This is a genomic window from Hydrogenophaga laconesensis, assembly GCF_031457235.1.
GTDB classification, from domain to species: domain Bacteria; phylum Pseudomonadota; class Gammaproteobacteria; order Burkholderiales; family Burkholderiaceae_C; genus Hydrogenophaga; species Hydrogenophaga laconesensis.
Genome location: NZ_JAVDWE010000004.1, coordinates 1 through 12947, shown reverse-complemented (window position 1 = coordinate 12947; position 12947 = coordinate 1). Strand labels below are relative to the sequence as shown.

13 protein-coding genes are annotated in these 12947 nt (G+C 66.8%); 7 read left to right on the top strand and 6 right to left on the bottom strand.

Going from position 1 to position 12947, the window contains the following annotated elements; translation table 11 throughout:
- The first annotated feature begins 68 nt into the window (after nt 1-68).
- Nucleotides 69-878, top strand: coding sequence for a phosphatase PAP2 family protein (locus J2X09_RS08630; protein ID WP_204733284.1), 810 nt, complete (start codon nt 69-71; stop codon nt 876-878).
- Between the two features lie 56 nt (nt 879-934).
- Nucleotides 935-1429 (top strand): DUF1579 domain-containing protein, encoded by a 495-nt coding sequence (locus J2X09_RS08625; protein ID WP_204733285.1) that lies wholly within the window; start codon nt 935-937, stop codon nt 1427-1429.
- Between the two features lie 6 nt (nt 1430-1435).
- On the opposite strand, the gene J2X09_RS08620 is transcribed toward J2X09_RS08625, so the two are convergent.
- From J2X09_RS08620 to J2X09_RS08600, 5 genes are read right to left on the bottom strand one after another with little or no spacing between them, the layout of a single operon-like run.
- On the bottom strand, nt 1436-3067 hold the full coding sequence (locus J2X09_RS08620) for a class I adenylate-forming enzyme family protein (RefSeq protein WP_204733286.1): 1632 nt from the start codon (nt 3065-3067) through the stop codon (nt 1436-1438).
- A 2-nt stretch (nt 3068-3069) separates the two neighbouring features.
- Nucleotides 3070-4047, bottom strand: coding sequence for a Bug family tripartite tricarboxylate transporter substrate binding protein (locus tag J2X09_RS08615; RefSeq protein ID WP_204733287.1), 978 nt, complete (start codon nt 4045-4047; stop codon nt 3070-3072).
- A 26-nt stretch (nt 4048-4073) separates the two neighbouring features.
- Complete coding sequence (locus J2X09_RS08610) at nt 4074-5327, bottom strand: thiolase family protein (RefSeq protein WP_204733288.1); 1254 nt, start codon at nt 5325-5327, stop codon at nt 4074-4076.
- Nucleotides 5324-6310: a fumarylacetoacetate hydrolase family protein gene (locus J2X09_RS08605; RefSeq protein ID WP_204733289.1), complete on the bottom strand. Its 987-nt coding sequence runs from the start codon at nt 6308-6310 to the stop codon at nt 5324-5326. Before J2X09_RS08605 ends, J2X09_RS08610 begins: the two co-directional genes overlap by 4 nt.
- Complete coding sequence (locus J2X09_RS08600) at nt 6307-7122, bottom strand: cyclase family protein (protein ID WP_204733290.1); 816 nt, start codon at nt 7120-7122, stop codon at nt 6307-6309. Before J2X09_RS08600 ends, J2X09_RS08605 begins: the two co-directional genes overlap by 4 nt.
- Nucleotides 7123-7228: 106 nt before the next feature.
- On the opposite strand from J2X09_RS08600, the gene J2X09_RS08595 reads away from it, so the two are divergent.
- Nucleotides 7229-7963 carry a TetR/AcrR family transcriptional regulator gene (locus J2X09_RS08595; protein ID WP_204733291.1) on the top strand — a complete coding sequence of 245 codons (735 nt, stop codon included), beginning with the start codon at nt 7229-7231 and terminating at the stop codon, nt 7961-7963.
- Between the two features lie 2 nt (nt 7964-7965).
- Here the strand turns inward: J2X09_RS08595 and J2X09_RS08590 are convergent, their stop codons facing one another.
- Nucleotides 7966-8955 (bottom strand): AraC family transcriptional regulator, encoded by a 990-nt coding sequence (locus J2X09_RS08590; protein WP_204733317.1) that lies wholly within the window; start codon nt 8953-8955, stop codon nt 7966-7968.
- A 135-nt stretch (nt 8956-9090) separates the two neighbouring features.
- Between J2X09_RS08590 and J2X09_RS08585 the strand changes: the two genes are divergently transcribed.
- The 4 genes from J2X09_RS08585 to J2X09_RS08570 all read left to right on the top strand — a co-directional run bounded on the left by J2X09_RS08585 (nt 9091) and on the right by J2X09_RS08570 (nt 12865).
- Complete coding sequence (locus J2X09_RS08585) at nt 9091-10230, top strand: FAD-dependent monooxygenase (protein WP_204733292.1); 1140 nt, start codon at nt 9091-9093, stop codon at nt 10228-10230.
- Between the two features lie 193 nt (nt 10231-10423).
- Nucleotides 10424-11410, top strand: a complete 987-nt coding sequence (locus J2X09_RS08580; RefSeq protein ID WP_204733293.1) for a Bug family tripartite tricarboxylate transporter substrate binding protein — start codon at nt 10424-10426, stop codon at nt 11408-11410.
- 189 nt (nt 11411-11599) lie between these two features.
- On the top strand, nt 11600-12115 hold the full coding sequence (locus J2X09_RS08575; RefSeq protein ID WP_204733294.1) for a hypothetical protein: 516 nt from the start codon (nt 11600-11602) through the stop codon (nt 12113-12115).
- A gap of 273 nt (nt 12116-12388) precedes the next feature.
- Nucleotides 12389-12865 (top strand): hypothetical protein, encoded by a 477-nt coding sequence (locus J2X09_RS08570; protein WP_204733295.1) that lies wholly within the window; start codon nt 12389-12391, stop codon nt 12863-12865.
- The last annotated feature ends 82 nt before the right edge of the window (nt 12866-12947 follow it).

Here is a 12947-nt window from a genome sequence, read left to right as displayed (position 1 = left end):
GGGAAAGCGAGTGCCTTAGCTATACGCGACTGCAAACCGGCCCTATGCGTGGACAGTAAAGTCAAAGGATGCAGCATGACCTCACCCAAGCCTTGGCCTTCGCCGAATGGCTCGGCAAGCACTTCATACCCGTGCTCGCCGTCGCCCTGGTGCTGGCCCTCCTCGCCACCACCGCCCTCGTCATCGCCTACCGGCACTCCAGCGTGCGCAACGCCTGGAGCAACTGGCCGCGCCCTCTTCTGCTCGGCGTCTGCCTCGCCATCGGCGCGGGCATTCTCATCGGCACAGCCTCGCTGTTCGCCGAGATGCTGGAAGCGTTCGATGCGGACGAGGAGATTGGCCGGTTCGATGAGCGGCTGACGGAGACGCTGGCGCGTGAGCTGTCACCGGCTGCCCTGCGCTTCTTCGGCACCTTGACGCACCTGGGCGACCCGATGCCGTTGACGCTGCTGGTGATTGCCCTGGGTGTGGTGCTGCTGGTGCGCCGGCACACCGCGCTGGCCCTGGGCTGGGTGGTGGCGTGTGCGGGGGCGGGTGCGCTCAACCAGTTGCTCAAGCGCATCTTTGAACGGGTGCGGCCTGTGCACGACCACGGCTTTGCGCAGGCCGATGGCTACAGCTTTCCCAGCGGGCACACCTCGGGTTCGCTGGTGGTGTACGGCATGCTGGCCTACCTGTGCCTGCGCCTGTTGCCGCCGCGCTGGCATCTGCCCAGCGTGCTGCTGGCGGCGGCGCTGGCTTTCAGCATTGGCTGGAGCCGCGTGGTTCTGCAGGTGCACTGGGCGAGCGATGTGGTGGCGGGGTTCGCGTTTGGCGTGGCGTGGTTGACGCTGTGCATTGCGGCGCTGGAGTTGTCGCGGCGGTTCGCGCGCGCTTAGCCAGTCGTCAGCCCTGGCAGCCATCTCGGCCAAGCCGTTGAAGGGAAGGAGACGTTATGGGTCGCAAGGAATTCGAAGCCTCTCTCGCAGGTGGCGCGCACGCCCGGCTGGCGCGCATGGCCGGGCAATGGGAAGGCCGCTTCCGCCTCTGGTTCGAGCCGGGCACGCCAGCCGAAGATTCGGTACAACGCGGCAGCATTCGCGTGCTGCTGGGTGGGCGCGTGCTGTTGCACGAGTACGCCGGCCACTGCAGCGGTGAGCCGATGGAGGGCGTGGCGCTGATCGCGCACCACCTGGACGAGCGCCGCTACGAATCGGCCTGGGCGGAGAGTTTTGGCACGGGCACGTCCATCATGTTCAGCACCGGCACGCCGGGCGACCCGCGCCTGGCGATGCTGGGCAGCTACGCCGACGGCCAGGGCGGCGAACGCTGGGGCTGGCGCACAGAGATTGACCAGCCCGACGACGACACGCTGGACCTGCGCATGTTCAACATCTCGCCGGCCGGTGAAGAGGTGCTGGCGGTGGAGGTGAACTACCGCCGCGTTTGAACAGGGTCAGTCCGCGTCCACAGCGGCCGGCGCTGGGGTGGGCCAGCCGAGCGCAAGGCCTGGTTGCTCCGCCAGCATCTGGCTGAGCACACGGGCCAGCGGCTTTTCCGAGGCAGTTTTGGGAATGGCCTTCAACGGCAGCACCTGCTGCAGCACCACCGGCCTGGGCAGTGCGGCGCGGAGTTCGGCCACCGCAAGGCGCTCGTCTGCAGGCGCGTTCTGTGCGAAGACGACGGCCGCCACCACGTCAGACTCGCCGGGCACGCGGGACGCGGCGGGCACGCCGAACACGAAGACGTCGTCGACCAGGCCTGTTTCGGCCAGGGCCTTTTCGATGGCGGCGGCGTCGATGAAGTCGCCGTTGCGGCGGATGCCGTGGCCCATGCGGAAGTCGAAGAACAGCCAGCCGTCGGGGTCGCGGTGCACGACGTCGCCGGTCCACAGCCAGCCATCGCGGCATTTGGCTTGCGAGGCTTCGGGCTCGTCCACGTAGTGCACCTGGAACGGCGTGCCGTCTGAAGCGCGGATCAACAGTTGGCCGCGCTCGCCGGGTGCCACGTCTTGCGCCGCGTCGTCAACGATGCGAATGCTGAGTGTGGGTGGCGGCTTGCCGATGCTGCCTGCCGGCCCCACCCCGGGCGGTTTGATCGTGAGCCCGCCTTCTGCCGTGCCGTAGAACTCGAGCAGGCTCACGCCGAAGCGTTGCTCGAAGTCGCTCCAGATGCTGGCGGGCATGCCGGCCGACACGACGAGCCGCACCGGGTGGTCGCGGTCGGCGGGTGTGGGCGGGGCGCAGTAGATGGCGGTCGTCATGCCGCCGAGCAGGGTGAGGCTGGTGCAGCGGTGCTCGCGCACGGTGTGCCACATGCGGCTTTTGCTGAAGCGGCGCGAGAAGACCACGGGCAGGCCACGCACCAGGGCGGCGCCGAGCGTGACCAGCTGGGCGTTGGCGTGTGTGAGCGAAAGGCCGGAATACAGCCTGTCGCCCGGTTCGTAACCAAAGGCGGTGGCCGCCAGCCGGGCGGTGTCGGTGAATTTGCGGTGGCTGTAGACGATGCCTTTGGGGTTGCCGGTGGTGCCGGAGGTGAAGAGGATCTGCATGTCCTCGTCCGCAGGGCGCCGATGCGCGGCGATGTCGGGCGAGGCGGTGTTGGCAATGAGGCTGCGGTAGGGCACCACGCCGGCGGCGGGCATGGGGGGTGGATCGCCCAGCACGGCGATCTGGCGCAGGCTTGTGCAGGTGTTGCGCACCGCCAGCGCGCTGGGCAAGGCGGGCGGTTCGGCCACCAGCAGCGCGCAACGGGTTTTGGTGAGCATGTAGGCCAGCCGCTCGGGGGGTGTGCGGGCGTCGATGGGGACCAGCGTGAGCCCGATGAGGCTGCTGGCAATCAGCATGTCCACGAATTCCGGGTGGTTGGCCATGAGCAGCGCGGCGCGGTCGCCCGGGCCAAACCCTTGCTGGTGCAGGCCGGTGGCCAGCCGCGTGGCGGCGTCCCACAGTTGCGCATAGGTTCGGTGCTCGGTGCCTTGTGCGGGCGGCGCGGCGTGGTCGATGAAGGTCAGGGCCAGGCTGTCGCCGCGCTCGCGCGCCAGCGCCTCAACCAGATCGGCGATGGTGTGCAGGGTTGCAGGTGCCATCGTCAATCTGCCTTGATGCCCTTTTCGCGGATCAGCTTGCCCCATTGCGCCGACTCCTGGCGGGTCAGCTGATCGAGTTCGCTGGGCGAAGAGCCTTGGGGGTCAAGGCCCATTTCGCCGAGGCGCTTGCGCAGCTCCGGCTCTTGCAGCGTGGCCTGGATGGCGCGGGACATTTGGTCCACGATGGCGGTTGGCACGCCGGCAGGGGCCCACACGGCGTTCCAGCCGGTGAGTTCGAAACCGGGCACGGACTCCTTGAGGGCGGGCACCGACGGCAGCGCGGCCAGCCGCTCGCCCGTGGTGACGGCCAGTGCCTTGACCTTGCCGCTGCGCACCAGCGCCACGGCCGAGGTCTGTGTTTCGATCTTGACCTGGATCTGGTTGGCCATGAGATCGGTGTTGGCCGCGGCACTGGTGCGGTAGGGCACGTGCAGCAGGTCGATGCCGGCGCGCTGCTTGAGCAGTTCCATGCCCAGGTGTGGCGCACTGCCGTTGCCGAAGGACGCGTAAGTCAGCGCACCTGGGTGGGCGCGGGCGTGCTGGATCATGCCGGCCACGTCGTCAAAGGGCACGTTCGGGCCGGCAATGAGGACATAGCCGCCTTTGGAGATCAGGCTCACGGGGGCGATGCCTTTCACCGGGTCGTAAGGCAGCTTGGCGTAGATGTGCGGGTTCATGGTCATCAGCTGGTTGAACCCGAAGAGAAAGGTGTAGCCGTCAGGGGCTGCGTTCAGGGCTTTGTCAGCCCCCAGGATGCCGGAGGCGCCCGGCGTGGGTTCGACCACGATGGGTTGGCCCAGGCGCTGGCCGAGCCGGTCTCCAATGAGGCGGGCCATGATGTCGGGGCCGCTGCCTGCACCGGCGGGCACGACCAGGCGGATGGGCTTGGCGGGCCAGGGGGTTTGCGCCAGCAGCGCGGGGGCCAGCGCCATGCCGGCGAGCAGTGTGGTCACTTGGCGGCGGGTGAGGGTTCTCTTCATGTCATGTCTCCTGGTTTTGAGGGGGTTCAAGCTCGGCCTGGGCGCGCTGTGCCCAGCAGGGTGACGCACGCGACGGCCTCTTCGTTCTCGATGAAGCCACCGCCGTTCTCGGCCAGGGCCACCCGGGCACCGTCCACTTGCCGCGGGCCGGCCCGCCCGCGCAGTTGCTGGGTCAGTTCGCCGATTTGCATCAGGCCGGTGGCGCCGATGGGGTGACCTTTGGATTCGAGCCCGCCCGACACGTTGACGGGAAGCGAGCCCCCGAGCGATGTGGCGCCAGATTCGGCAAAGCGTCCACCGTCGCCGGGGGCACAGAAGCCCAGCGCCTCGGTCTGCAGGACTTCACCGAAGGCGGTGGCGTCGTGCACCTCGGCCACGTCAACGTCGGCGGGCCCCAGGCCGGCGCATTCGTACGCGGCAAGTGCTGCGCGATGCGTGATGGCCTGCGCCGCATCGTCGTCGCTGCGCGGCAGACCGCTGACCAGTTCGCAGGCCAGCACGGCCACCGGGGTCGCGCCGGGCAGGCGCTGCAGCCCGGCGGCGTTGCAGACCAGCACGGCGGCGGCCCCGTCTCCGATGGGGGCGCACATGGGCAGCGTCAGCGGATAAGTGATGGCGCGGCCCGCCAGCACTTCGTCCACCGACCAGGGGCGGCGGTATTGGGCGAGCGGGTTGTGGACGGAGTGCGCGTGGTTCTTGGACGCCACGACCGCCAGTTGCCGTTGCGTGAGACCGTGGCGCTGCATGTGGTTCACGGCCAGCGCGGCGTAGATGTCCATGAAGATGCTTCGCTCCGAGGAGGCGCCCTCTTCCATGGGGACGCCGGCGGCCTGGTTCAGGCGCGCCAGGTAGGCGAGCAGCTCGTTTTGGCGGGTGACGTCGAACCCGCCGCCGAACACCTCGAAGGACTTGGCGCGGTCGGCATGGAACAGCTTTTCCGCGCCCACGGCGAGCGCCATGTCGGCGCTGCCCGATCGCACGCTCTGGCAGGCCAGCCAGAAGGCGGTCGATGCGCTGGCGCAGGCGTTTTCGACGTTGATGATCGGCACACCCAAGATGCCCAGGTCGCGCAGAACAACCTGCCCTGCCACCATGTGCTGCCCCTGGAGGTAGGACGCGGCGACGTTGGAGAAGCAGGCCATGTCCACGTCCCTGGCGGTGGCGCCGGCATCGGCCAGCGCGGCGCGCACGGCGGTGGCAGTGAGTTGGTGCAGGGAGGTGTCGGCGAATTTGCCCGTGGGTGTCATGCCCACGCCAACGATGTAGACCTCGTGGCTCATGCCGTGTCTCCCGCCACAGGCTGGACGATGGTGTTCTCCAGCACGCCGATGTGCTCGGCCTCCAGCTCGATCCGGTCACCGGGCCGCAACAGGCGCCCGGTCTCCACGCCGCAGCCGCGCGCGAAGGTGCCTGACGCAAACACTTCACCCGCATGCAAGGTGCAGGACCGGCTGGCGTAGGCGATCAGGTCTTCAAAGCCGATTTCCATGCTGGCCGTGTTGTCCACGGTCTGCATCTCTCCGTTGAGCCGCGAGGTGACGCGCAGCCTGTACAGGTCCGGCAACTCGTCCAGCGTGACGATGCAAGGCCCGAGCGCATAGGCACCGTCGAAGTCCTTGCTCTTGCCCGCGGGCTGGCCTTCGGCCGCCTGCACGTCGCGGGCGGTGAAGTCGTTGAACAGCGTCACGCCCAGAATGAAGTCCCGAGCCCGCTCGCGGGCAATGTCTTTGCCCGTGCGACCGAGAACGACGGCCAGCTCCAGCTCGTAGTCGAGCTTCTGGGCGAATGCGGGCCATTCGATGGCCTGGCCGGGCCCGGCGAGGTTCAGCGGGTTGGCGGTGTAGAAGCGCGGCACGGTGAACCAGTTGGGCGGCAAGTCCAGTTGCCCATCCAGGCGCGCCGCCTCCAGGGCTGCTGCCGGGTCCGGGCTGGCTTGAGCGCGCTGGCGCGCGCGCATTTCCAGGAAGAACTTCGGGTGCGCGGTCATGGTGCCCCAGTCCCGCATCAGCGGCGGTCGCGCCAGAGGGGTCAGCAAGGTGTAGCCGCCGGCCGGCACCTCGTGAGCGCCACCGGGCCTGTGTGCCTCTGCGTCGCGGCGCGCCTGCGTGAACGCTTCTTCACCGCCAGCGATGAAGGCCGCCATGGAGGCAAAGCGCGCGTCACCAGCGTGCAGGGAGGTCAGGCACAGGACGGTGCCGTCGGTTTGAAGCAGGCCGAGGCGGGGTGCCTGCGCGGGCACCGTTTGGTAGCTGACGAGTTTCATGCGGCAGCCCCTTTCCCGGAAAGAAAGGCCACGGCCCGCGCGGGTGCGGCGCTGGTGCGTGCCAGCTTGATGGGGAAGAAGCCGACATGAAAGCCACTCACGGGCAGCGCCGCGAGGTTGCACAGCTGCTGGACGATGAAGGCCTCGCGTTCGGTGATGGCCTTGTGCGCATCCCAGAGGTAGCGGCGGTCGTTGGTGCGGCGGAAATCCGCCGCCATCGTGGCGAATGGCCGATCCCAGCCGACCGCATCGGTGCCCAGCACCTTGGCGCCCAGGCCGGTGAGATGGAGCGTGCTTTCACGCGTCATGCCGGGGTACTGGAAGAACCCCGGGTCTCCCATGCGAAAGCGCTCCTGCCCCGTGCGCAGCAGCACGGCGTGGCCGGCAACATCGTTCACGCCAGCGGCGTCCATCGCCACGTTCAGCATCTCGGGGGTGATCGCGCCACATGGCGTCACCATGGCGCGCAGGTCCAGAACAACACCGGGACAGAACAACTCGTCCAGCTCGATCTGGTCGATCGTGCGTGCCGGTTGGCCTTCACAGCGCGAACCGCTGTGCATCGGCGCGTCCACGTGCGTGCCGCAATGAGACGACATGTCGGTCAGCACTTCAGACCCCCAGCCCTCGCCATCGGGAAGGTCTTCGTGGGTGCAACCGAAAAATTCGCAGAAGCGGTCCTTGCCTTCGGCTTCGTCAGGGCGCTGGTATTCGATCTTTGGGGCCACAACGCCGGCCGCGGCGCTTAGCGCGGGTGGAAGAAGGTCTCGGTCGTGGGGATCAAGCAGTGTGCTGAGGTCGATGAGTTTCATGTTTATACGTCCGTGTAACTTAATCTTATACGGTCGTATGATTTTTTGTCAACAGGCAGAATCACCCATCCAAATTGAGCGCCTTGCGAGGGGCGCGGGAGAGCACATGGCCACGAAGAAAGCGAGTCCGGCTGTCAGACGCAGGCGGACGCAAGACACCGGTGAATCCGAGCGCCCCAACACGCGCGAGCTGATCCTGGATGCGGCAGAGCAGTTGTTCGCGGCTCAGGGTTACGGAGGAACGAGCATTCGGCAGATCGCAGAAGCTGCCGAGGTCAACCTCGGGATGTTTCAGTACTACTGGGGCTCCAAGCAGGCGCTCTGCCAGGCGGTGCTGGAGCGCCGTCTCGGGCCCATCATGGAGGAGCGGGTGGCGCGGCTTTCGTCGGCGATGCAGACGCAGGCACCCATCGAGGAGCTTCTTCTGGCCGCCATGGAGCCTTCCCTGCGTGTGACGGGTTCCAGCCCTGAGCAGCGCGACGCGTTCCGGAGTTTCTACGGCCGCATGCTCGCCGACCCTTCACCGGAGATGCGCGAAGCGATGGGCGCGATCGTCGACGGGTTCGCCAAGGAATTCATGCAGGAACTGCACCGGCGTTACGCGCACATCGACGACAAGGAGTTCTACTGGCGCATGGTGTTTCTCTTCGGTGCCTTCTTCTACGCGCACAACGCACACGACCGCATCCTGACGCTGCTGGGTGCACAGATCACGGCCCCACCGATCGAAGACGCGGCGCAGTATCTGGTGCGCTTTGTCGCTGACGGCCTGAAGGCGGCGCCGCTGAGCGAGAAGGCCGCGCCTGTTCAACGCAAGCGGAGCAAGGCGACTTCGCGCTGACTTCAGTTCCCCGCAGCCGCCCGCTGGGGGTCGGTCATCGCCGCCCGCCTCGCCACCTCGCGCTTCGCGTACGCCGTGGGCGGCAGGCCAGACCACCGGCGGAACGCGCGCGCAAACACCTTGTCCGACTCATAGCCCGCGCCCTGCGCCACTTGCGCCAGCGGCAGGTGCCCGGCTTCGAGCTGTTCGGCGGCGAGGGCCATGCGGTGGTTGCCGAGGTAGCCCATGGGCGTGTCGCCCACCAGGGCCTTGAAGCGGTCGCTGAAGCGCGAGCGCGACATGGCGGCTTCGCGGGCGAGAGTCTCCACCGTCCAGCTGCGTGCGGGGTCGCGGTGCATGGCAGAGATGGCGCGGGCGATGGCGGGGTCTGAGAGGCCGCGCCACCAGTTGGCTTCAGCAGGCGCGGCGCCGCGCAGCAAGTGGCCGCGCAGGATGTTGATGAGCAGCAGCTCGCCCATGCGGCTGGCGGAGAGGCGCCAGCCGGGGCGCTGGTCGAGCGTTTCGGTGACCAGCGTTTCCATCGATGCCGCGAGCACGGCCGCCGTGGACAGCTCGCTGGCGCGCACGTGGATGAGCGGTGGCAGCGCGCTGAGCACCGAGTGCCGGCAGTAGGCGGAGAACCAGAGCAGCGCGCTGAACATCTCGCAGCCTTCGCCGCCACCGCCGTGCCGCAGGTCCAGCGGGGCTTCGTCGCGGGCGCCGGGGGTGCGCTGCGTGAGCAACTGGGCGAAGGAAACGGTCGGCGCGTCGGCCGTGGAGCCCATGCGGTGCGCGGCACCGAGCGGCATCATGACCAGGTCACCGGGTTCCACACGCACCGGGCCGTTGCCGCCCGCGGCCTCGATCCACCACGGCGCACCGCGCGCCATGCGGATCATGGCGGAGCCGGCCACGCCGTTGGAATGCAGACCCCAGGGCGCCGAAAGATGGAAGCGCGCGGTGACCGCGCGTTCGGCGCGGCAGATGGCGAGAACCTCACTCAAGACATCCATGTGGCGCGGGTTTGTTACGTAGGCAAAACACGGAAAAAGGTCTGGACGAATCGTACCCATTTCGGGCGTTCGTGCGGTTGAGTGCAGGAAGCGTGCACAGAACAATGCGCCTTTCGTCAACGCAGGAGCAACCCCATGAGCAGCAGTCTGAAGATCGGTATCGCCGGTGGTGGTGTGGGTGGCCTGGCCGCCGCCATCGCGCTGCGCCAGCAGGGCCACGACGTGACGGTGTTCGAGCAGGCCAGGGGTTTCTCGCGCGTGGGGGCGGACATCAACCTCACGCCGAATGTGGTGCGCGCCATCGACGGTCTGAACGCGGGCGCGGCCATTCGCCGCACGGGCGCGCAGCCCACCTTCCGCATCAGCCGAGACTGGGACACGGGCAAGGAAACCTCGCGCCTGGGCATGAGCAACATCGCCGAAGAACTGTACGGCGCGCCGCAGGTCACCATCCACCGCGCGGACATCCTCGCCGCGCTGGCCGAGCAGTTCCCCATCGAGAACATCCAGTTCGACAAACGGCTGAAGACGCTCACGCAGAACGACGCGGGCGTGACGCTGCAGTTCGAGGACGGCAGCGAGGCGACGTTCGACGTGGTGGTGGGCGCCGACGGCATTCACTCGCGCGTGCGCACCGCGCTGTTCGGCGAAGAGAGCCCGCGCTTCACGGGTGTGGTGTCGTTCCGTTCGGTGGTGCCCACCGAGCGCGTGAAGCACGTGCCCGAGATCGAGGCCTTCACCAAGTGGTGGGGCCCGAACCCGCAGAGCCAGATCGTCACCTTCCCGCTCAACCAGGGCAAGGAGACCTTCGTGTTCGCCACCACAGGCCAGGAGAGCTGGACGGAAGAGTCGTGGACGAGCCCGGGCGACGTGAACGAACTGCGCGGTTTTTACAAGAACTTTCATGCCGACGCGCGCGCATTGCTGGAAGCCTGCGACACCACGCTGAAAAGCGCGCTGTACGAACGCGAGCCGCTGCCGCAATGGTCCAAAGGAACGGTGACGCTGCTGGGCGACGCCTGCCACCCGATGCTGCCTTTCATGGCGCAAGGGGCTGGCATGGCGATTGAGGACGCCGTGGTGCTGGGCCGTGCGCTGGCCGGCGTGAGCACCCGCGCGCAGGCCGTGGAGGCGCTGCGCCGCTACGAGAAGACGCGCATGGAGCGCACGGCGAAGATCCAGATCGGCTCACGCGGCAACCAGTGGATGAAGACGCAGGGCAATGCCGACTGGGTCTATGGCTACGACGCGTGGAACACGCCGCTGGAGCGATGAACACCCCCCTGCGCCGCTGCGCGGCTTCCCCCCTCTGTGGCGCGCCTTCGGCGCTTCGAGGGGGGACGGCATCTCGGGCCGGCGGAGCCGGACCCTTGGTGCCTCTGGACTGCACCGCTTCATGCGGTGCGGAACGCGCTCCGGCGTGCTTCGTCTGAATTCTTTCCCCCACTTCAACCCTGGAGAAGCCACCGTGAACCACCCCAAGCGCTCTTTCACCTTGTGCCTTCTCGGCACCGCGCTCGCCGCTGCCCTGCCCTTCGCCGCCACGGCGCAGGCCTTCCCGAGCAAGACCATCACCATCGTCGTGCCCGTGCCAGCCGGCGGCGGGCCTGACCTGGCCGCGCGCGTGCTGGCCGAGAAGATGGCCGCGAAGCTGGGCCAGCCCGTGGTGGTGGACAACCGCCCCGGTGCCGGCACGCTGCTGGGCGCCGCCGCCGTGGCCAAGGCCGCGCCCGACGGCCACACGCTGCTGCTCACGCCCAACACCATGGCCATCTCGCCCCACGTGATGGCGCCTGGTGCCGGTGGTGGCATCGACGTGCAGAAAGACCTTGTGCCCGTGATCGCGCCCGCCACCACGCCCATGGTGCTGGCAGCCAACCCCACGCTGGGGGCCACCAATCTCAAGGCCGCGCTGGACGCGGCGCGCAAGACACCCGGCCTGCCTTACGGCAGCGCGGGCAACGGCTCGCCCATGCACTTCGCGGGCGAAATCCTCAAGCGCCAGACGCAGGTGGACCTGATGCACGTGCCCTACCGGGGCGTGGCACCTTCGCTCACGGCCGCCGTGGGTGGTGAGGTGAAGCTGCTGTTCACCGCCCTGGGCGGCGCGGTGCCCCACATCAAGGCCGGCCGGCTGGTGCCGCTGGCGGTGATCGAGAGCAAGCGCTCGGCCCTGCTGCCCGACGTGCCCACCGCCACCGAGCAAGGCGTGCCAGGCGTGGAAGTGAACGCGTGGTACGGCGTGTTCGCCCCGGTGGGCACGCCCGCCGCCGCCATTGCACGCATCAACCAGGAAATGAACGACGCGCTGCAGCTGCCTGACGTGAAAGAGAAGCTGATGGGCGCCGGTCTGGAAACACTGGGTGGCACGCCCAAGGTGCTGGCCGATTTCATGAAGGCGGACAACGAGCGCTACGGCAGGCTGGCGAAAGAGTTGAACATCAAGGCGGACTGACCGCCTCCACCACGTATCGCCTCCCCTGGTGCAAGGGGAGTGAAGCGAATCCGGGCGATCCATAAGACGGTTTCATGACCGCCCTGTTAGGGCGGAAGTGGGCCGTCTCACTGTTTTTGGGGATGGGCGGCGGGGCGCTGCCTCCGCAGAATCGGGCCACCGCGCCACGCGGATAGAAAGGCCCGATCCATGAAGACCCGTTTGCTTGTCCTCGTCTGTGTGCTGAGCGCCTCAGCAGCCACGTGGGCGACCGCCCAGACCGCGCCCCTCAACGCATCACCCACCAGCGAGTCGCGAGACGCTTCGCTTGCCTACTTCGGCACCTCGAATTTCGTCGTCGGAAGAATCGGCCGGGATTGCCTATCGCTCGTGGGGCGCCCTGAATCTCCCCAGGACTTGGTGGCGGCCTGGCAGCAGCGCAACGCCAGGTACGCGCTGGCGGCCGACAAATACATGGAAGCCCGCCTGGCCGAAGCGGAAGCGAACGGCGGCAAGGCCAAGCGGGACTCGGTCATGCAGGAACTCAACACGGCTGTACAGAACGGCGCATCGGTCATCGTCAAACGCTGGACCAACCACCCCGACAAGCCCGAGGCCTGCAAGAAAGCACTGTCGCTCATTGACTCAGGAGCGTTCGACATCTCACCGAAGTCGCCAATGTTTGGTGAGCTGGAGGCGATGGTGAGTTGGGCGGAAGGGCGGTAGTTGGCTTTGAAAGACTGGGCGAACTGGGCAAGAACGAATTCAACACGGTTGAAAAAATAGGCACGCCCATCGCACCAGATTCAAAGATGCCAATGACCGACGAACTGAGTGCAACGCGACACTTGGACCGTGGATGCTTCGCCGTGCAGACGGAGCTTTTGCATGCAAGGCGTGGGGAGTGTGTGCAGTCACCAAAGTCCCCGAGCAAGAAGCTACGGCTTCACTGCATTCAAAGCGATTGAGCAATTTTGTACAGAACCACGAAAGACACCAATGAAGCTGAATCGATCAACTTTCTGGACGCGGTTTTTTGCCGGAGTTTTGCTGGCAGTCGTATTTGCCCTGTCTGCGTGTGCGACAGGGCCGAAGCTGGTGGCTCATGCATTTTCTTTTGATGGTCGAAATGACGAATGGGCCGCACAGGTAGACCTGCTGGAATACAGCTACGGCGACCAGTACCACATGGTGCGCAACAGCGTCACGAATCCTCGCAGCCCGGTGTTCAAGGGACTTGCAGCGCTGCCGCCGAGCACTAGCGTAAACGGCTCCATGCCCGTAGGCGAGTTTCTCTATGTGAAGTGGCGCATCAAGGCAACCGGTGAGGTACTTGAGGACCGAGTGGAGCTGCGCAACCTGCTTCCCTCGAACATGTTTGACCATCGCATCACCTTCGCCATCGACGGCAAGCAACTGTACGTGTACCTCGTCACGCCAACGCCAAGAGACTCCAAACAGCCTAGGGCCTGTTAACACAATCTCAGGCCATCAGCGACGAGCACGAAGCTGATGAAGCCCAGGAACATGAGGTCGAGTTTCTCAAACCGCGAGAAGA

Excerpts from the sequence above, each read along its gene's own strand:
- J2X09_RS08630 (WP_204733284.1), top strand. The coding sequence starts at position 69 with ATGCAGCATGACCTCACCCAAGCCTTGGCCTTCGCCGAATGGCTCGGC.
- J2X09_RS08625 (WP_204733285.1), top strand. The coding sequence starts at position 935 with ATGGGTCGCAAGGAATTCGAAGCCTCTCTCGCAGGTGGCGCGCACGCC.
- J2X09_RS08620 (WP_204733286.1), bottom strand. The coding sequence starts at position 3,067 with ATGGCACCTGCAACCCTGCACACCATCGCCGATCTGGTTGAGGCGCTG.
- J2X09_RS08615 (WP_204733287.1), bottom strand. The coding sequence starts at position 4,047 with ATGAAGAGAACCCTCACCCGCCGCCAAGTGACCACACTGCTCGCCGGC.
- J2X09_RS08610 (WP_204733288.1), bottom strand. The coding sequence starts at position 5,327 with ATGAGCCACGAGGTCTACATCGTTGGCGTGGGCATGACACCCACGGGC.
- J2X09_RS08605 (WP_204733289.1), bottom strand. The coding sequence starts at position 6,310 with ATGAAACTCGTCAGCTACCAAACGGTGCCCGCGCAGGCACCCCGCCTC.
- J2X09_RS08600 (WP_204733290.1), bottom strand. The coding sequence starts at position 7,122 with ATGAAACTCATCGACCTCAGCACACTGCTTGATCCCCACGACCGAGAC.
- J2X09_RS08595 (WP_204733291.1), top strand. The coding sequence starts at position 7,229 with ATGGCCACGAAGAAAGCGAGTCCGGCTGTCAGACGCAGGCGGACGCAA.
- J2X09_RS08590 (WP_204733317.1), bottom strand. The coding sequence starts at position 8,955 with ATGGATGTCTTGAGTGAGGTTCTCGCCATCTGCCGCGCCGAACGCGCG.
- J2X09_RS08585 (WP_204733292.1), top strand. The coding sequence starts at position 9,091 with ATGAGCAGCAGTCTGAAGATCGGTATCGCCGGTGGTGGTGTGGGTGGC.
- J2X09_RS08575 (WP_204733294.1), top strand. The coding sequence starts at position 11,600 with ATGAAGACCCGTTTGCTTGTCCTCGTCTGTGTGCTGAGCGCCTCAGCA.
- J2X09_RS08570 (WP_204733295.1), top strand. The coding sequence starts at position 12,389 with ATGAAGCTGAATCGATCAACTTTCTGGACGCGGTTTTTTGCCGGAGTT.